The sequence below is a fragment of the Ignavibacteriales bacterium genome (assembly GCA_016700155.1).
Classification (GTDB): Bacteria; Bacteroidota; Ignavibacteria; order Ignavibacteriales; family Ignavibacteriaceae.
Window position 1 is genome coordinate 2,863,130 of sequence record CP065001.1, and the last position, 20,699, is coordinate 2,883,828.

Below are 20,699 nucleotides of genomic sequence, written 5' to 3' on the forward strand. Positions count from 1 at the left end.
AATGTTTTATTTTTAGATATAACATCAACATTGCATTGAATCCCTGATAATTTTATTTCACCACCATCATTTTTTTTGTCTCAGAAAATTTTTCAGTTCGCAATTGATAATAATATACCCCGCTTGCCAACTGAGATGCATCAAACTCAACTTCATAACTACCAGCATCTCTGTATTCATTTACAAGTGTTGCAACTTCTCTTCCCAGCACATCATAAACTTTTAAAGTTTGATGACTGCCTACTGGTGACTGCCAACTTATATTAGTGCTCGGGTTGAATGGGTTTGGATAGTTTTGGGAAAGAGAAAATTTTAACGGTGCTACAGTTACTTCAACTATATCTGTGAATTCATAACTTCCATCATAGTCCATTTGCTTTAATCTGTAATAAAGCTTTGAAATATTTATTCCATTAACATCATCAGTGTAAGAATAATTTTGCTGTTCTGTTGTTGTCCCCTGGCCTTCTTTGAATCCAATTTTTATCCAATCAGTTTTATTTGTACTGCGCTCAATTTCAAAACCTTGGTTATTTAACTCTGAGGCGGTTGACCAGTTAAGCTGAACGCTACCATTTGAATAAACAGCAATGAATGAACTCATTTCAACCGGGGTAAACCAATGACTTGAATATAAAATAGTTCCTTTGTCTCCAGCTGCCCAGGCATTAGAACCATTTGGATATACAAAATTTATGGATTCTAATTGAACGGGAGTTCCAATAAATACCCAGGAGTTGCCACCGTCATGAGTTTCCATTATCAATGGACTATTGTCAATCTTTTTTCGACCGTAAATTCCAATGTGAATCGGACTCATCATAACTATAGAGTTAAAATCATATTCACTCGAAGCATTTACCTGAGACCAGGAGATACCTGCATCTTCAGATCTCATTATTAATCCGTCTTTACCGACCAGCCAAATTGTGGTTAACGAATAAAATAATATAGATTTTATTTCCTTATTGATATTAAGCGGAATTTGTACCCAGTTATTTCCGGAGTCTGTGCTTCGTAATAAAAGTCCATTTGCCCCTCCTATGAAACCAAGCTGTGTACCAAACTTAATTGTGTTAAGCTCTTCATTAATAATTGAAGAATGTTCAGCCCAAGAGTTTCCTCCATCGGTGGTTCTTACTATAGTTCCCTGTCCACCGACAGCTATTCCATTGTTAGCATCTACAAAGGAAATGTCATTAATTATACTGCCAATTGAACTGTATTTTTCCTCGAGGTTGTTCCCCTGGTTATCACACTTATAAATTAGTGATTTGCCCCCGTTCGAATAATCATATCCCCCAATAAAAATCTCTGTGTTGTTTTTTGCTGATATACATTTGAGTTTTTTATTCTCATAAATTGATTTTACTCTCCACAGCGGATGATAACCTATAACAGCACTTTCAATTTGCATTGTTTGCGGATTTTCTTTCCATCCAACCGCAAATGGCTTACCTCCAAGCACATTAATAATACTTTCAAGATTATGAGTTGGACCAATCGCGACTTTTTCCCAACTGTTTCCCAAATCAGTTATTTTAAAAACATAATTATCCAGTGTGAGGAATATTTTGTTAGGATTAATAATGTTTATCATTGCTGACCCGCCGTATAACCCGTGACCAGGAATTGTCATCACATTCCAACTGGAACCAGAATTTGTTGAAACGTAAAACGAAGTAATATTCAAACTATAATCAAAAGCTGCTGCAGCTACAATGGAGTCCCTAGCTTCCACTAAATTGACTGGGTTGATTACAGAGAGAGTTGATAAATTTGACCAGGATACTCCACCATCAGTTGTTTTCATTAAAACTCTGCCCAATGAAATATGATTGATAGTTATATAACCATTCAACTCATCAATAAAACTAACAGATTCTACCAACCCACTCCAGTCAGCTACAAAATTCCATGTTTGTCCATCTGTCGTTTTATATAGTTCCGATGCTCCAACCTGCGCTCTTAAGAAAAAGCCCTTGTTTTCATCAAAAAAGAATGGCCAGCTTTCAAACCAACTCTGTAAATTTGAAATTTTAAACCAGTTTGTTCCGCCATCTGTGGTTTTATATAATTTGCTATAATCACTAATCCATCCAACTTTGCCATTAATAAAAAAAGAGTTTTTGAAAATACCTCCGCTGAAAGAATAAACATTATTCCAGTTTGATCCTCCATCTGTAGTCTTCCATATTTTCCATCCAAAAGTATTGCGTATTCTATAAAAATAATAACCGGTATCTGCATCAGTAAAAATAAATGGTCTTTGCCGTGGGAACTCAAATACTCCTGCTTCAAGCTGGTGGATACAATCCCATGTCTTTCCTCCATCAATTGTTTTAAACAAAGCATTATTTTCAAAAAGTTGATAGTGATTAGAGTGCGGCATTATCCAGCCAATACTATCATTTATAAATTGAATATGCGATCCTTCATATAACTCATAAGGATTAAAGTCTTTCCACCCATATGTTAATTGAGGAAAAATTTTGTCAGTGCAACCAATAAAAATTAAGGTTGTAGCAATTATGTTCAGCAATGCTTTCATCAATCCCTCCTTGTTATTTTATCACCATCATTTTTTTCGTTTCAACAAACCCTGCCTTGCCGTCAGGCTGGTCCCCAACCTTCAACTGATAATAATATACCCCGCTTGCCAACTTAGATGCATCAAACTCAACTTCATAACTGCCTGCATCTCTGTACTCATTAACAAGCGTTGCAACTTCTCTTCCAAGTACATCATAAACTTTTAATGTTTGATGACTGCCGACTGGTGACTGCCAGCTTATCTTCGTGCTTGGATTAAATGGGTTGGGGTAGTTTTGGGAGAGAGAAAATTTCATTGGTGATACAGTTACTTCTACAATCTCTGAGTATTCATAACTTCCATCAAAGTCTATTTGTTTTAAGCGGTAATAAAGTTTTGGAACATTTATTCCGTTAATATCATCTGTGAAGGAATAGTTTTGTTGTTCTGTGGTTGTGCCCTGACCTGATATGAATCCTTTCTTTATCCAATCAGTTTTATTTGTGCTGCGTTCTATTTCAAAGCCCTGATTATTTAATTCGGATGCGGTTGACCAGATCAAATCTATTTTACTAAGAGATTGACTACCCGAAAAAATGATAAACTCTACAGGAATCACACCTCTTATTGAGCGCCAATTTGAATACCCGGCAGATCCATAAGTATTGTAAGATGCAACACGATATGTATAATAATCATCTGTCGAAGTAGTAGTATCAATATAGGAAACTGAATTTGAGTCAACGGAATCAATTATTATAAATTCATTGGTGCTTAATGAATCGCCAAGTTTTCTTTCGATATTAAAACCTAATTCATTATTTGAATTATCCTTCCACGTTAATCTAATTCTACCAATTCCAGCGCCTGAGCTCCATAAATTTGTGGGCCTAAAAGGTGTGCATTCTTCACATTTGATTCCTTTTATTTTTATATTATCTATAACCCACCAAAATCCCCAGCTTGGTTGATTAGATTTAAATCTAACTTTGATATTATTTTTACCACCACATAAAACACTTAAGTCAATTATTTCATTTGTATTTCTGAGGTTTATTCCTGTTTTACTCCATACTGCAGTCCAGGAATTTCCCGCATTTGTACTTACTTCAATCGTTGATTTATCTAGTGAGTTGTAAATTGCAATATCATTGTCAAATTCAAGCCACACATAGGTAAATAACGAAAAATCAAAAATTTGATTTAATGTTGCCGTAGTGTGTACTTGAGTACCACCTGTACCACACACATCAGCATCTGCTGCTAATACTCCACCCTCAGAAGTTGTTGGTAACAAATAATTATTTGGGTACTGATCCACATAATTTGTCCAAATACCGTGACCTAAATCATTCACCAATGTCCAATTTGTTGTGCCATTTTCGAATGAATCTTCAAAAACATTAACGATTACAGGATCAATAAAAGTCCCGAATATCCAGGTGGAGGAATAATTTTTTCGAGGTAATTGGTTATTTTCAGATGCTATCTTCCAGCAATAAATTTTATTGGCAAATATTTCCTGCGGCTGAAATGCCGGTACGTTAGGACCATTATAAACTGAATTAATATCCCATATCTCACCGAATGAAAGATTTATACTTGTAGCGTTTGATCCATTTTGCCATTCAAGAAATTCTAGTGATGTTGGAACATTGAATGTACCGGAGACCGGTATAGGGTCAAAAGCGTTTTCAACTAGAGGAATTGGTTGACATTTTTCAGCAATAGTAAACGCTTCAACTACGTGTGGTCCCCAACTATGAATTAAATTAGAGTGACCTGTCAAGGGATCAAGGGTTCTTAATTGAGCATACTCCCAATAGGTATCATAGGTGCTAATATAAATTATACCTGTTTTCCTATCTACATCCATTCCTTGGCTCCAATTCGAAGAGGGAAATCCGAGTTGTCCAATATAATTGGTTTCAAGTGTTTCAAGATTTAACTTGTATACAGCGCTTGTTAAAACATCATAGGTATAACAACTACCATCACAGGTAATGGCAAGATCAGCAAAAATTCCGTCGACATTTATTTCACCGATATAATTTGTATTGCCGGTTCCTATATTAATTTGGTATATATGATTCTTAAAAGAAGTATCTGCTCTTGTTAAAAGAAAATATTTTCCTGTAAATGAATTATATGCTAATCCTCGAGCTCTTTGATCTGCGGTGATTCCCTGGATACTGGCGATCACCGTGGGTCCCGGTGATGGATAACTTATTGAATCTAATCTGTAGATTCTATCACTTACTAGGTAGTATTGATTATCCCCACCCAAACACATACCTCCGGCTCTTGGGGCTAAAATTGGATAAGGAGGAAACGATAAATTGGATAGTGGGTATCCCGTAGAGATGGGGAATGTGACAAATCGGTTATTATATGTTCCATAAGCAAACGTTTGAAAATTTTCCGCAGAATTCAATTCAATATTTAAATTCTGACCACTATTAAATTTATTTAGCATATCTATTGAATCTGTCTGACCTAAAACCATTGCTGAAAGAACTATCAAGTAAATGATTATGAGTTTATTATCAATTATTTTCAATTTATTCACCATCACTTTATTAAAATCATTTTTCTGATCTCAACAAACTCCCCAACCTTTAACTGGTAATAATAAATCCCACTTGCCAAATGCGTTCCATCAAACTCTATTTCATAACTGCCTGCATCTTTATACTCATTCACAGGGGTTGCAACTTCTCTTCCCAGCACATCATAAACTTTTAATGTTTGATGACTGCCGACTGGCGACTGCCAACTGATTATTGTCCTCGGGTTAAAAGGGTTTGGATAGTTTTGTTCTAACTTAAATTCAGTTGGTATCAGATCAGGGTCATCATCAATACCTACTACGAATGTTGTATCACCGTAAACAACACCATCAATAATCGCCCCCTTAAGTAAATTTTCTCCGCCTCCAAATTCATTAAACAAAGTCGAGGCAAGTCCTAACCCTTTAACTAATGTATGCTGGCAGGTACATGGGGCATATTCAAAATAAAATCTCATTGTGCGTAGTGTATCCCAAAACTGCGATTGTAGTTCATCCTGCAAAATGTAGTAGGGCTGCCCCTGATTCATCGGGTTATAAATCGTATCTCCGACTTCAGCATTTAAATTATAGAAAGGAAAATCCTGATTCAGTGTTTCCCAATATCTGTAAATGCTTCCTGTTATCGAATCTATCCTTAATAACATTTTTTGTTCGAAGACAATTTGGTTGCCTAAGTCATTTTCTAAAATGAAATATGGTTTAGTGTTTATTATTGTATCTCTTGTTACTTCCATTGTCCTGGTTCCAAGAAACTCATAAATTGGTGGACCGCCCCCTGTATATGATATTGAGTAGCTATTATAAACCCATTTGTTACGAACAGTAAGTGGAAACCAGGAGAATAAATCCGGTGTGACGGGTAAACTCTTAACAATAGTTATTTCAGAAGGAGTAATTTTATAAATCACATACGGCGTTGCGGCGTAAAGGATTTCATTTCCAGGTTTCTTATAAAGACCAACTATTTTGCTTATTAATGTTTTGTACAAGGTGAACGTATTTCCATTATCTACTGACTTATAGATCTTCTTACAGTCTGCGAGGTAAATTACACCTGATTGTACCGGATCAATTGTGATGAATATCGGGTTTTCACTTTGATAGGTTTTTGTCCAAGTAAACGCATCGCCTTTATTATTAGAAACATAACATGCATAACCACCATAAGTTTTATTTACCCTGTAAACATGATACTGATTTACATCGTAGAGAATTTTTGTATAGTCATCGAAGAAAACTTTAGATGTATCAACCAGCGCACCCCCTTTAACAAACCTGTTTTCAAAATCATACCCAAAGAATATATTATCATCGTACTCGGTTAGATTAAAAAATTCATAATCAGTAAGTAGAAGAATAGAATCTTCAGGAAATGTAAATCCGCCGTCAAAACTCCGTCTTATTGCATCTCCGACAAATGCAAAAACTTTAAGTGGATTTTGTTTCGATATATCAACCCGATAATATCCACCCATCCCGCTATATACGACAGTATCGTTCTTTGCTATGTATGAATGGTTATCAGGAAAAATTGTATAACCGACATTCATAAAATTTTCCGCATCGTTCGGGAAGAATTCAAAATCAAGAACGGCTTTTGCATTTTCTCCACCAGGCAAAGAGTGGTAGTGAGCATCCATTATAAAAGTTTCTGTCCCGGAGTTAACTTCGTATTTGTAAACCGGACTGTATCGAAATCCCTGCTCACCAAGCCGGTAAATAAGAAGCGTGTTCCCCTGCTGGTCTTCTACTCCATCCAATGAGTGAAATGTTTGAGCAGGTAGTGATGTTACAATGAACAAAACGAGTGCAGCAATTAATCTTTTCATTTTAACCCCTATAATGTTATTTGATCAAAATCATTTTTTTTGTTTGAATCAATTCACCAGCCTTTAATTGATCCGAATGGATCGCTATGCGATAATAATAAACCCCGCTTGCCAAATGCGTTCCATCAAACTCTACTTCATAACTACCAGCATCTTTATACTCATTGACAAGTGTTGCAACTTCTCTTCCCAACACATCATATACTTTTAATGTTTGATGACTGCCGACTGGTGACTGCCAACTGATCTTTGTGCTTGGGTTGAATGGGTTTGGGTAGTTTTGTTCTAACTTAAATTCAGTTGGTATTTGATCAGGGTCATCGTCGATACCTACCACGAATGTTGTATCACCGTAAACTGTTCCATTTATGACACATCCTTTTACCGTACTTTCGTGACCGAAAAAATCACAGAGGTAATCAATAAAAATTCCCAGCCCCTTTACTATCGTGTAACCTAACCCGAAATAGTTTCCAAATACTTTGTACGGCCGTTGTTCACCTAAAAATTCATCTGAATTTATTTCGAAACATACCAATAAAGAATTTTCATTTTCAGGGTATATATACATAGAGTCTCCAAGCTGCATCCTTAGATCAAACAGAAATATTTCTTCTTCGGCTGCAACACTGTATTGATAAACTATACCACTTATTGAGTCAATTCTTATCAAGGTTTCAACATCGGTCATCAGCGGCTGATTAAATCTTTCGTATTTAATATTGTTAATCAATGTATCGCCGGTTATTTGAATCATTTCATTATGACTTTGTTCGGGAGAACAAAATGAATCGAGTGTCCAGTAATTTCTTAGCCATCTGTTTGCTTGATGGATCGGGAACCATTCAAAAGCAGAAGTGTTTAAAGCAATTGACCTGATAGGATTTACTAGTCCATTGTTAACTTCATAGATGTGGTATTTAGTGGCAGCATAAATTTTATCTACACCGGGCTTCTTATAAATACCAACAACATTTTGATGAAATCCAGTTACATAATTAAAGTTCGTTCCAAAATTTGTTGATTTTAATACCAGGTTATTTTTTGAAATATAAATCTCACCCTGATTGTCAGAATCAACCGATACAAAAAATTTATTTTCATCATCATAAATCAAAAACCATGTGGATGCTTCACCCCTGTTGTTTGATCTGAATAGTTTATAGCTATTTCCCTCCTTGACAAACATATAAATAGTTGTACCGTTTGCATCGAAATAAAACTTGTAATACTTCGCATCAAAAGCTGTTGAGGTATTAACTAAATAACTTGTGATACCGCCGTCAGTTGATTTTATTAATCTTGATTGCGCGTCAAGTCCGAACATTTCATTTTCGTTATCAGGAAAAATATCGAGGAAATTAAAATTCCTTATTGAATCGACCGGCCAGGTTAAACCACCATCAAAACTTCTTAACAGACTGCCATCAGCTGCAAAACAATGTTGTGAATTTTGTCGGGAAATACTTACATAGTTAACCCAGCTTGTCCTTGAGGTCGGCACATAATCGTTATAGGACACATAACCGTATTGTGATGGTGTGTTTACTCGATAGCCGCAATTGATGTAATGATCCGGATTTCTAAAAGCAAAATCAAAATCCTCCACTGACTTAGAGTTTTCGTTACCCGAGGAATTGTAAATGTATGCGGAGATTAAAGGATCTTCTGTTCCATTCCCGGTGTTCAGTTTTCGTAATATATTATACTTAAACTCATTGGTACCGTATCTGAATACTAAATGTGTATTCCCCTGCTGATCCTCAATTCCATTCAATGAATGAAAAGAATTATATTCTTGGGAGTAAATAATTGAATTGATGAGTAACACGAGAAGTAACAATTTCTTTTTCATAGTCTACCCTTTGAATTGTTAATCAGGACTATTTTTGATTTGCTTTTTTGGTAACTGCAGGCAGCCTGATTTGCGGGTGCCCGAAAATTACCCTTTTCAATCCTTATGCTGACTTTCATACTATCCCCGGATAATACTAAATCAAACGTAAGTAAAAGAAGTGCCTAATTCAACAATTAAATTTTTCTTTGGCGGTTAAGCTCAAACAGGATAATGCCTGAAGCAACAGACACGTTTAGTGATTGGATTTTTCCTGACATAGGTATTTTAACCTTGTAGTCGCATAAGTCCGCAGTAAGTTTTCTGATACCTTTTTCTTCGTTGCCCATTATTAATGCGGTTGGAATTTTATAGTCAACTTCAGTATAGTCAACTGATTCACTCAATGTTGAACCAACAATCCAAAAGCCGTTTTCTTTTAGTTCCTTAATCATCTGTGAAATATTATTCACAACGCAAATCATAATATGCTCTGTTGCGCCGGCGGATGTTTTAACGACTGTATCATTTACTGATGCGCTGTTGTGACGCGTAATAAAAACTCCATCAACACCTGAACATTCAGCAGTCCTTAATATTGCACCCAGATTATGCGGATCCTGTATCTGGTCAAGTAAAAGTACAAGCGGATATTTTTTTTGCCGTGAGTATTTAATTATTTCCTGCGCAGTGTAAAATTTTTGAAATGCTTTTCGTGCAGCAACCCCCTGCGAGTTTTGATTTTTTACAAGTGCGTCAAATCTATCTTTTTGAACTTCACTGCATTTTATTCCGCGTTTTTTTGCTGCAATCCGTATGACATCTACAATTCCCCCCTGTTGTCCGTATAGAAAATAAACCTGCTCAATTTGTTCACCAGAGTTTATAGCTTCAAGAACAGGTTTGCGTCCTACTATCAATGACATATAATTCTATAAATCTTTACTTCTTTTGTTTTTGATGTTCCTGTTTTATTGGCGGCGGGACAAATTTTTTAATCGCTGTCTGCTTACTGAACGTAACAATCCCTCCAAGTCCAATAAAAATTAAACCGACGGAGATAATTTGTGCTTCAGATAATCCAAGTAATAACCTGGGATTAAGTCTTATGAATTCAACTAACAACCGGGCTGTGCCGGAGAATACAAGATAAAACATAAACAATTTGCCGTCGGACCATTCTTTTTTTCTGAGCTTCCAGAGTATTAAAAAAATTATCACCGAAACAAAAAATTCATAAACAGGTGTTGGATGTAATGGCGTATTGTCCGGAAGTATTCCGTTCGGATAACCTGCAGCATATTCACTTCCCCTGAACATTGCTGAAGGCGGAACAGTTCCGTTCTCATAGTTTGTACCCCATGGCAGATTGGTTGGTATTCCATAGTCACCATCGCCTGCAAGGTGACATCCTATTCTTCCTATTCCATAAGCAAGTGCTAATGATGGGGCGGCAGAATCAGCTGCAACAAGGAACGGGATTTTTTTTCTTTTCATGTAAATCCAAATCGCACCGATAGCAAAAATTAATCCGCCGTAGAAAGTTAATCCGCCGGGCGAGAATGCCATCTCAATCGGATTACCTAAAAACTCTTTCCAGTTCTCTACAAGATGAAATACTTTTGCTCCTACTACTCCAAAAATAATTGCGAGTAAAGTTATGTTCGTCGCGATATTGGGATCAAGTTTTTTTCTTTCAATTTCTTTTGTAAGAAAATAACTCGCTGTTATGAATGCTATGCCGAGCATCAATCCATAACTGTAAACAGTAAGAGGTCCTATATCAAAAAGTTCCGGGTACATTTTAAGCCTTATTTAGTAAAACTGAATTTTTCTTTTTTAACCAGGAAGTCGCAGAATTTTCTGTTGTTTTCTTTTTCAGGGATAAATTCTTCAACTAATGAAATATCTTTCTTAAAAATATTAAAGTTGAATACCGCACTGTTTATACTTCCATCCTGTTTAATAATGTTAATAGTATAATTACCATAAAGTTCTTCGAACATCAATTCCGAATAAGCAGGACCGGGTTCATTCACATAATTATTTTTTGTTTTGAGCCCGAGTATACTTACATCAATTACATTTTTATTTTTGCGGTGCTGTAATGATAATTCATAACTCAGTAAAGAAAAATGCTGCACAGTTTCAACGACAAGACAGTAGTACTGAACATCTGATGCAGGAATTGTTTTGAAGTAAACACTGCATTTAAACTCAACAGCCGAAATCTTTTTATGCGGAGTCTGGTCTTTTGTTTTTTCTATAGATTTATTCCTGGACTTTGCGATACCGGGAATTTCTTTAGGTTTTTTTAATGACATCAGCTATTAATTATTTTTTTTATCTCATCGAAACTGTTCTTCAGAACTTTCTGCTCGGTACCATTCTGCATATTCTTAAGATTCAATAAACCTTCTTTAAGTTCATCCCCGCCAAGGAAGATTACATATCTCGCATTCATTTTATTCGCTTCACGCATTTGTGCTTTCACACTTCTGGCAAGATAGTCATAATCACATTTTAGATTTCGCCTTCTCAACTCAGTACAAATCTCAGCAGCAAGCATTTCAATACCGTTATCAATTCGTACGATGTAAACATCAAGCTGTTCCGGAGGTAAAGCAAAAGTATTTTCGTTGGCACAAGCCAGAAGAATTCTTTCCATTCCGGCGGCGAATCCAACAGCAGGAGTTGGTTTGCCTCCAAGCTCATTTATCAACAGATCATATCTCCCGCCGCCGCACAATGCACTCTGTGATCCAACACTTGAACTAACAATTTCAAATGTGGTTTTTGTGTAGTAGTCAAGTCCTCTGACAAGTGCAGAATCAACGTCAAACGGAATTCCATTTTTAGTCAGGTAATCTTTAACAACTTCAAAATTTTGTTTGCTTTCTTCGTCAAGATAGTCGATCAACAGCGGTGCGTTATTTAGAATCTGTTTATCAACTTCTATTTTGCTGTCAAAAATTCTGAGGATATTTGTATCAAAACGTTTGCGGCTGTCTTCCGATAATTTTTCCTTTTTATCCGAAAGAAATTCTCGTAACAGATTTTTATACTTCTCACGGACTTCGGGAATCCCCAGCGAATTTATTTTCACCTGAAGATTTTTTAAACCGAGACTCTTTAATATATGATATGCGAGTTGTATCATTTCAGCATCCAGCAACGGCGACGAACTGCCGATTGCTTCAGCACCAAATTGATGGAACTGTCTTAATCTTCCTGCTTGCGGGCGTTCCTGACGAAACATCGGTGATATATAGTAGAGCTTATTCAATCCCTGCTGGGCGCCGAGTGAATGTTCAATAAATGCACGCACAACACCTGCAGTCATCTCAGGTTTAAGTGTAATACTTGTTTCGCTCCGGTCCCTGAATGTGTACATCTCTTTGCTTACAATATCTGTGTCTTCACCGATTCCCCGTGCGAACAAGGCGGTTTCTTCAAATACAGGAGTTCTGATTTCTTTGTAATTAAAAATACTGAAGGTTTCTCTCAACAGATTTTCAAGGTAATGCCATGATGAAATTTCTGATGGAAGAATATCTTTTGTACCCGTTACAGCTTTTATCATAATTGTTTTGGTCTGGGTGAGTTCAGGATCTTTCCGGTCGATCAAATTTTATTATGGAAGTTTTATACATCGAAATAATTTTCTTCTTCAGTTTTAAAAAGCGAAATGATTTCTGCAGCAGTTCCGGCATCATATAACTGGTTACGGAATGAGTCTTTATTCATCATTCGTGAAATCCTGCTTAACAATTTAATGTGAGTGCTTACTAAATTATCTTTGCCGACTAATAAAAAGACAATGTGTACAGGTTTACCATCCAATGCCTGGTAATCAATTTCATTTTTAGTTTTTCCAAACGCGGCTATGATTTCTTTGACTGCGCCGGTTTTACCATGCGGAATAGCAAAACCTTTACCAACTCCTGTTGACATAATTTTTTCGCGTTCAAGAACAGCCGTTCTTACTTTTTCAAGATCAACTATTCTATCATCACCGTTAAATAAATCAACCAGCTGGTTGATGATATCTTCTTTAGATTCGCCTTTAAGATCTGCAATAACAAATTTTTCTGATAGGAGTTCTGAAACTTTCATTAATCAACACCGGTAATCATTATAAGAATCTGGTAATTAAATCGGGACGCAATTTAACATGCCCCTGTTTGTTAATCAATTTGCATCCTGATAAATAATAATTAATTATTTCAGAGGATGATGTTCAAAAAATTTTTTTAATCTTTGCTCAAGCACAGGAAACTGATCTTTCCTAATTAACGATACACAGGCACGTATGCCTTCGCTGCGTTTACTTCCTGTTATCAGCAAAGATATTGCACTTATACCATAGAATAATAATTTTTCGAGCAGTTCATCCCCGCTCATTCCGGGATATGCTACTGTAAAGTAAAACCCGTCGGCAATTGGTTCATTTTCATCCAGGTCATAAACAATTTTAAATCCGTTTTGTGTAAAAAGTTTTTTCATCACATTAGCTTTTTCGCCGTACTCTTTTATTGATTGAACAAAATCAAAAGTTCCATCATTTGCGGCTTTAAGCATAGCGGCGAAGGCGTATTGTGCTGAATGCGATGTTCCGGCGCTCAGCGGGTATAAAGATCCAAACACAATAGCGTGTCCGAATCTTTCGGAGGAATAAAATCTCTTTAAATCGGGAGCCGAAGTGTTAAATAATTTTTCTGAAATTACCATTACACCAATTCGCTGTCCTGCATAGCTGAATGTTTTTGAACCGGAAATCATAAGAATAAAATTATCAGTATAACGTGCAACGGTTGCCTGGAATGGTGGTTTACCGGGTTTCGATAAATCTTTGCGGAAGTCCATTGCAAAGTATGCAAGGTCTTCGAGCACCACAACATTATACTTGTCAGCAAGTTCTGCAATGATCTTAAGTTCATGCTCGGTAAAACATATCCATGATGGATTATTCGGATTTGAATAAAGTAATCCTGATATGTCACCTTTACTTAAATATGATTCGAGTTTATTTCTCAACTTTTCACCCCGGTATTCATAAACATCGAATGACTCCCACTTCATACCGAGTACCTGCAATTGCTGTTTATGAACAGGAAATCCCGGATCAATAAAAAGAATTTTATCTTTTTTTGCATCCATCCTGTTTACAGTCATCATTGACGCAAAACCGGTTTGCATTGAGCCAACCGCCGGAATACAATGTTCAGGATTAACATCAATATCCATAAATAATTTTACGAACCTGGCAACTTCCTGCTTTAACGGCGGGATGCCCTGGATATCCGGATAGATTGCAGCAACCCCTTTTTTAAGAGCAGCTATTTCAGCTTCAACACCTATTTGGGATGGCGGAAGTCCTGGTATTCCCATTTCCATGCGTATGTACTCATCACCGGTTACATTTTGAATACTGTCTATCAGTTTTTTAATTTCACGTATTGAAGCTCTTCCAATGGAAGGGAGATTGCTTTCTCTAATTTTAGATTTGACTGTTTCAAAATTGATAGGTGTATCAGTGTGTGTTGTCATATTTCCCCCGATACTTTTGAGTTTTTATTGGGATTGATTATTCAACAATATTGTTGCTACAAAAATACAGAATCTGTTGAAAAATCGGGAATAAAATTTTTGAAGATAAAAAAGCTCCCTGTATTTCAAGGGAGCTAAAAAAAATATTACTTCATCAACATCATTTTGTTGGTGAATACTTTTTCATTTCCGTTTGATTCACTTACTCTCAATGTGTAGTAATAGATTCCTGAGCTTAAGTCTTTTGCATTGAAGCTTACTTCGTGACTGCCGGCTCCCATTATTTCATTTACCAATGTGGCTACTTCCTGACCTAATGTGTTATACACCTTCAGGCTTACATAGTTCTCTGATGGTAAATTGTATTTTATCACAGTGCTCGGGTTGAATGGATTCGGATAGTTCTGCTCTAATCCATATACCAGCGGGACTAAGTTATCTACCAGTACTTCAGGACTATATTCATAGTTTCCATTGAAGTCTATTTGTTTCAGTCTGTATACTACTGCATCTGCATTGATGTCTCTTACATCATCACTATATGTGTAGTTCTGTGCTTCTGATGTTGTTCCGTGTCCTTCTTTGAAGCCTACCATTGTCCATTCACCTGTCTGTTCGCCGGTTACTGTGCTTCTCTGGATTTCAAATCCTAAGTTGTTCAGTTCACTTGCTGTTGACCAGTTTAGGATTACTTCACCTGAACCTGCCTGGGCTGTGAATGAGGTCAGTTCTACTGGAACTTCATTATCATACTTTAAAACCATTCCTGCCGCACCACCTGCAAATCCGAAATTTGCATTTACAAACTGCATATGCTGAATTCCGTTTGTAGCTGCCACAACGGGAACAACCTCCTCTACCCATGTTGTTCCGTAGTTTGTGGTTTTGAATAACCGGTAGCCTGTGGTTTCATTAAGTGATAGACGAATTGTATTTGAACCATCTTTCATCCCGTGCATGTTTATTGCCGCAAATGTTGTAACACCTGTAGGAAGTGTTACCGCTGTCCAGCTTGTTCCGCCGTTTGTTGTTCTCATTATGTTATTTCCATTTGAACCAGCCATACCATTATTCAGATCTGTAAACGCAACAGCCTGATAATATAACCCGGCAGTTCCGCCTGTTCCGGCAACATTTGTAAATGACCATGTTCCGCTGTAACCGTTTGATGTTCTGAAAATTTTTGAAGTTGTTGCACTTGCTGTAAGATTTGCAGAACCAATCCAGAAATGTGTTGTATCAATCCAGTCCCACGCGTTAATAACACCAAATTCATTTCCTGCAACAGGAGAATTTTGCGCAAGATACCAATTTGTTCCACCGTTAGTAGTAAATCTCATTTGATAAGGCTGCCCACTTCCTGTTGGGTCACCGGTATATACACCATAATTTAAGTCGAACATTTTTATACCATTAATAAAACTACCTGATACAGCGATCTGCGATGTCCAGCTCTGACCGCCATTCGATGTTCTGTAAATACTTCCGGCAACTGTTCCAACCCAGCAATTTGTTGTATCGATTGCAGAGATGCCATATAAATTTCCTGTGGGAAGTCCGCTATTTCTTAGTAACCAGGAAGCACCTCCATCAGTTGTTTTATAAACCGAATTGCCGTCACAGGCAACCCAAACAATATTATGATCAACAACTGAAATTGAATTGATGTTTGCCCCATTTGGTAATGATGTCATTTGTGTCCACCCGGTTTGACCGAGGATTATTCCTGAAAATAGTATTACTAATAAAGTAAGTTTATGCAGCATGTAACCTCCGTTTTAATTTGTTTTTGGATAAACTGAATTGAACTGTTCAATGAATTTAATTTTTAGTCTGAGATTATCTGATGAAAACGTGTTTTGATTTGCTCTTGAAGAAAAAAAATTCTGATCAGTGTAAAAGTGAGATGACATAATTATTCAATAAATATTACGGCAATAATATAATCTACCTGTGATTAAATGAAAATGTGTTTTTTATACTCACAATACTTCATAATTATTAACTGTTTTTATTTTATTGATCATAAAAAAACCCCTGCAGAACAGGGGTTTGTAAATAGGATATGAAATTCTCTTATTTCATCAACATCATTTTGTTAGTGAATACTTTTTCATTTCCGTTTGATTCACTTACTCTCAATGTGTAGTAATAGATTCCCGAGCTTAAGTCTTTTGCATTGAAGCTTACTTCGTGACTGCCGGCTCCCATTATTTCATTTACCAATGTGGCTACTTCCTGACCTAATGTGTTATACACCTTCAGGCTTACATAGTTCTCTGATGGTAAATTGTATTTTATCACTGTGCTCGGGTTGAATGGATTCGGATAGTTCTGCTCTAATCCATATACAAGCGGGACTAAGTTATCTACCAGTACTTCAGGACTATATTCATAGTTTCCATTGAAGTCTATTTGTTTCAGTCTGTATACTACTGCATCTGCGTTGATGTCTCTTACATCATCACTATAAGTGTAGTTCTGTGCTTCTGATGTTGTGCCGTGTCCTTCTTTGAAGCCTACCATTGTCCATTCACCTGTCTGTTCGCCGGTGACTGTTCTTCTCTGGATTTCAAATCCTAAGTTGTTCAGTTCACTTGCTGTTGACCAGTTTAGGGTTACTTCACCTGAACCTGCCTGAGCTGTGAATGAAGTGAGTTCTACTGGAACTATTTCATTGGTGACAGTATAGTTGTCAACATACATTTCATCATTTGCTGTTGCGCCGAAGAAATCAGATGCGTCTAATTTCATTGGACCGGTTCCGGTTGTTGCACCGGCTGTCCATACCCACGAAGTTTGGAGTGTACCATTAAGCCAGAATTCTCCAGTATTGTTATCAAGATCAGTTACAACCTCAACCAGCATCCATGTTGCAGGTGTCCATGTAAAGTTAAAGTCTGTGGCAGTTGAGAAAACACCAGCACCTCCCACATTAAAGTAACATTCAAATGCCCAGTATCCACCTGTTGTGAATGTAAAGTCAGATAATGTATTCCAGTAACCCGCTTTACCTGCAGGAATGTAAACACGCATTGACTGTTTGTATTTACCGGATGTATAACCATTTGCTCCGTTGTGTAATCTTACAAAATCAATATTTTGCGTTATCACAAATGAATTTGCACCACTATACGCAAAATTAGTTGAGACAAGAGCGTCTTCAGTGGTACTGCAGGGTGAATTACTCCAGGTTGTCCATTCAGTAGGATTCTGGCAGGCAACTCTTTGACCTGCAACATAAGAATCAAAATTATCACTAAATACCGTAACCTGAGCAAAAGTGACAGAGCCGAAAAGAACTGCAGCTAACAGAACTCCCAAGTAACTTTTTTTCATCGCACTCACTCCATTTTATTGTTAAGAATTAATTAATTAAGATTGATATTTCAAATCTGTGATTTCAATTATCAATTGCATGAATTATCAGATAAAGCCCGACAGGAATAGTATAGACTGGATTAGTTTCTGAACCAATATGCCTCCAGTAAAAATTGAGTCTTAGAAAATATCTCAATTAACTTTTGTCTTATAGAGATTCATCAATTATAAATCAGATAAGACTTTTTATTGCACACAAAAGATCAGAGTGGAATCATAATTACAAAACAGATCAATCAAAACAATTCTATTATATAATTCTCGTAAATAATATAATCATCTGAAGTAAAAATCAAAAGTGCAGATTAAAAAAAATTATTACAGCTGCATCAATCATTTGAACACAAAATACTCAAAAATAAAAAAGGATTACCCTATACGGATAATCCTTTCATACAAGATTAATCACAATTTATTTTTTGAGAAATCTTTTTCCATCCTTACTCAGATTATTTACATACTTTTCAGGATTTTTTGCAAACTTGGTGTCGCAGCCTGGACAGCAGAAACCATAAACTTTTCCATCATGCTCAACAGTCGGAACATCTTTTTCCACTTTGTTTCCCTGAACAGGACATAATTCATTCCAGATTTCTTTTTGTTTATTGTCTGTCACCTTTGAACTATCGATTGAAGTAGAATGTTTTTCCTTTTCAGTTTGTGTGGATTTGTTCTTTTCCTGAGCATCTAAATTAATACTGAGTGTTAAGACGATTATTATTAATAATATTTTGTTCATTTTTGCCTCGTGCTTTATTTATTGATTTAAAAAATACTTAAACGTAAACCTGCATAAAACTTTCTGCCTTCAACCGGTCCCCAAACTAATGAAGCATCAAAGTATTCACCAAATGGTTCATCCGGCGAGATAACAGGATTATCCTGTTTAAAGTCTGTTAAATTCTCGACACCAAGATACAATTCAAGTATGTCAAGTTTTTTTGTCAACTGAGCATTGATATTAATGTATGAACCAAAACTTTCTTTTCTCTGATGTTCAACCGGATTCTGAACTGTTGAAGGAATTCTTCCTCCGCCGTTAAGTAAAAAGGAGGAATCAAATACCCAGTTTCTTTCATCTGTAAAATAAGACAACGTTAAGAGTCCTTTGTATTTTCCTATCAGCGGTTTGGTAAGTAATGATTGACCGTATTGGGTTTTAACATCCGTGTACCTGTAAGCAGCACCGATATCCAGCCTGTCAAATAACTGATAATAAATTTCCAGCTGATAATTATTCGAATATGAGCTTCCGTTAAGATCATAAAATCTGACTTCCCTTGCATCAGTGTCAATGTCCACAACAGTCTGCTTCTGGAATTCAGTCCTGTAATAATCAAATGTTACTCTCATATCTTTATCGGCTATGGTAATATACCTCGTCAGATTGAATCCATAGTTTATACCTTCTTCATACGTAGGCTGATTTACAATCACAAACTTCCTTGAACTAACAAGGTAACTAAGATTGTCAGAAAAAATATTTACTGAGCGATATCCTTTTCCTGCGGAAAGTCGTAGTGTAGTGTTTTCATCGATTGCATATCTGATATGAATTCTCGGAGTAAAAAAAGTTCCGAATAAATTATGAAAATCAACTCTGACACCGGGTACAACAGATATAAAATATTCTGGTGAAAAATTATATTCGGCGAATACACCGGGTCTTGATTCATTTCTTATAAAATTCAGAGTATCAAATTTTTCATCGTAGTGATCGTACACATAACTTCCACCTGCAGTTATTGAGTGAATACCGTCGCTGCTGTTTGACTGGAATAAAAGATTTGAATAAAATGATTTTTGATCAGCATTATAAATCCTTTTTCCAAATAAAGAATTTTGCTGGTGGAACTGCGCACTTAAAATTAATCCCATACTTGTATAAGGTTCATCATCAAAAACAAAACCATTTTTTGCAAATACTTCGTAGCGTTTTGTATCTATATTTATTTTGTAATCTTCTCCCTGATGAAGACCGGAGTGTGTCGAAGATATTTGTCCGCCGCGTCTTTTTTCGTCAAGCACCTGGACTCCGAATTGTGATTCAAATCCTGTGAATGACTGGTATTTCCACCTGTTCATAAAATTAAACTGTTTAACTTTTGGCTGATCTGCGAACGAATCGTGATTATGATCAAGAGATTTTTGATTGAACTCACTATGAGCAAGTAACAGTGTACTGAGATTTTCAGATAACTGAACGGCTGAGTTTGCGTTCAAGTCCATTTTATAATGTGAGCTTTGAAATACATTAAAGTAATGTCGCTCCATATCATCAGGTTTCTTATAATCAAGATTTATCTGGCCGGTGATAGATTCATATCCATTAACTACTGAAGCCGATCCTTTTGATATACTTATATGAGTCATCCAGGGTCCGGGAACATAACCAAGACCGAATACACTGCCTATTCCCTTAAGTGTCGGAATATTCTCGATCATCATTTGAGTATATGTTCCTGCTAAACCAAGCAGTTGAATTTGTTTCGCACCGGTGACTGCATCCTGGAACTGTACATCAACACTTGCATTAGTTGTAAAACTTTCTGCAAGATTACAGCAAGCGGCTTTAAGCAGTTCTTTTGATGTGATCACTTCAGTTTGCCGCGCATCTAATTCATCAAAATATTTTGAGAGTGAAGTTCCTGAAACGACAACTTCCTGGAGTTCCCTGTTCACGGAAAGAACAATTTCAATGCTATCAAGATCATTTGGAATATCAAGTGTGTCGGGTTTATAACCGATATAACTTACAACAAGGTGAAGATGATCTGACTCGATTTTTTTCAATTCGAAAAAACCATTTAAGTCAGTGGATACTCCCATCTGTGTACCTTCCCAATAAACATTAGAACCGGCAAGCGGGATTCTTTTTTCATTTTCGTCAAGTTCAAATACAAATCCTTTCAGAGTTTGTGCTCTTGCACCTGAAACAGTTAGTATTATGAACATTAAATAAATATATAGTCTCATAGAAATCCTGTTTTTAAAATCGAT

At 36.4% G+C, this 20,699-nt stretch carries 14 protein-coding genes; all 14 read right to left on the bottom strand.

Features of this window, described 5'->3' with window-relative positions; genetic code table 11:
• Nucleotides 1-52: 52 nt before the first annotated feature.
• Entirely contained in the window at nucleotides 53-2,551 is a 2,499-nt protein-coding gene (locus IPM56_12205) for a T9SS type A sorting domain-containing protein (GenBank protein QQS35016.1), read from the bottom strand.
• 13 nt (nucleotides 2,552-2,564) lie between these two features.
• Nucleotides 2,565-4,409 (bottom strand): T9SS type A sorting domain-containing protein, encoded by a 1,845-nt coding sequence (locus IPM56_12210; protein ID QQS38293.1) that lies wholly within the window; start codon nucleotides 4,407-4,409, stop codon nucleotides 2,565-2,567.
• A 695-nt stretch (nucleotides 4,410-5,104) separates the two neighbouring features.
• On the bottom strand, nucleotides 5,105-5,632 hold the full coding sequence (locus tag IPM56_12215) for a T9SS type A sorting domain-containing protein (protein QQS38294.1): 528 nt from the start codon (nucleotides 5,630-5,632) through the stop codon (nucleotides 5,105-5,107).
• Between the two features lie 1,318 nt (nucleotides 5,633-6,950).
• Nucleotides 6,951-7,523 (bottom strand): T9SS type A sorting domain-containing protein, encoded by a 573-nt coding sequence (locus IPM56_12220; GenBank protein ID QQS38295.1) that lies wholly within the window; start codon nucleotides 7,521-7,523, stop codon nucleotides 6,951-6,953.
• A gap of 1,442 nt (nucleotides 7,524-8,965) precedes the next feature.
• A complete protein-coding gene (gene rlmB, locus IPM56_12225; GenBank protein QQS35017.1) occupies nucleotides 8,966-9,694 on the bottom strand; it encodes a 23S rRNA (guanosine(2251)-2'-O)-methyltransferase RlmB in 729 nt (242 codons plus the stop codon).
• 16 nt (nucleotides 9,695-9,710) lie between these two features.
• The gene (locus IPM56_12230) at nucleotides 9,711-10,571 is read right to left on the bottom strand and encodes a prolipoprotein diacylglyceryl transferase (GenBank protein ID QQS35018.1); all 861 of its coding nucleotides are present in this window, start codon (nucleotides 10,569-10,571) and stop codon (nucleotides 9,711-9,713) included.
• A gap of 8 nt (nucleotides 10,572-10,579) precedes the next feature.
• The gene (locus IPM56_12235; protein QQS35019.1) at nucleotides 10,580-11,092 is read right to left on the bottom strand and encodes a hypothetical protein; all 513 of its coding nucleotides are present in this window, start codon (nucleotides 11,090-11,092) and stop codon (nucleotides 10,580-10,582) included.
• Nucleotides 11,092-12,351 (bottom strand): histidine--tRNA ligase, encoded by a 1,260-nt coding sequence (locus IPM56_12240; GenBank protein QQS35020.1) that lies wholly within the window; start codon nucleotides 12,349-12,351, stop codon nucleotides 11,092-11,094. The genes IPM56_12235 and IPM56_12240 overlap by 1 nt, the downstream gene beginning before the upstream one ends.
• A 62-nt stretch (nucleotides 12,352-12,413) precedes the next feature.
• Nucleotides 12,414-12,884 (bottom strand): PTS sugar transporter subunit IIA, encoded by a 471-nt coding sequence (locus tag IPM56_12245; GenBank protein QQS35021.1) that lies wholly within the window; start codon nucleotides 12,882-12,884, stop codon nucleotides 12,414-12,416.
• Nucleotides 12,885-12,989: 105 nt separating this feature from the next.
• Entirely contained in the window at nucleotides 12,990-14,318 is a 1,329-nt protein-coding gene (locus tag IPM56_12250) for a pyridoxal phosphate-dependent aminotransferase (protein ID QQS35022.1), read from the bottom strand.
• 146 nt (nucleotides 14,319-14,464) lie between these two features.
• The gene (locus IPM56_12255; GenBank protein ID QQS35023.1) at nucleotides 14,465-16,084 is read right to left on the bottom strand and encodes a T9SS type A sorting domain-containing protein; all 1,620 of its coding nucleotides are present in this window, start codon (nucleotides 16,082-16,084) and stop codon (nucleotides 14,465-14,467) included.
• Nucleotides 16,085-16,394: 310 nt separating this feature from the next.
• Nucleotides 16,395-17,657 carry a T9SS type A sorting domain-containing protein gene (locus tag IPM56_12260; protein ID QQS35024.1) on the bottom strand — a complete coding sequence of 421 codons (1,263 nt, stop codon included), beginning with the start codon at nucleotides 17,655-17,657 and terminating at the stop codon, nucleotides 16,395-16,397.
• A gap of 454 nt (nucleotides 17,658-18,111) precedes the next feature.
• Nucleotides 18,112-18,438, bottom strand: a complete 327-nt coding sequence (locus IPM56_12265) for a YHS domain-containing protein (GenBank protein ID QQS35025.1) — start codon at nucleotides 18,436-18,438, stop codon at nucleotides 18,112-18,114.
• A gap of 26 nt (nucleotides 18,439-18,464) precedes the next feature.
• Nucleotides 18,465-20,675 (bottom strand): TonB-dependent receptor, encoded by a 2,211-nt coding sequence (locus IPM56_12270; protein QQS35026.1) that lies wholly within the window; start codon nucleotides 20,673-20,675, stop codon nucleotides 18,465-18,467.
• Between the last annotated feature and the right edge of the window lie 24 nt (nucleotides 20,676-20,699).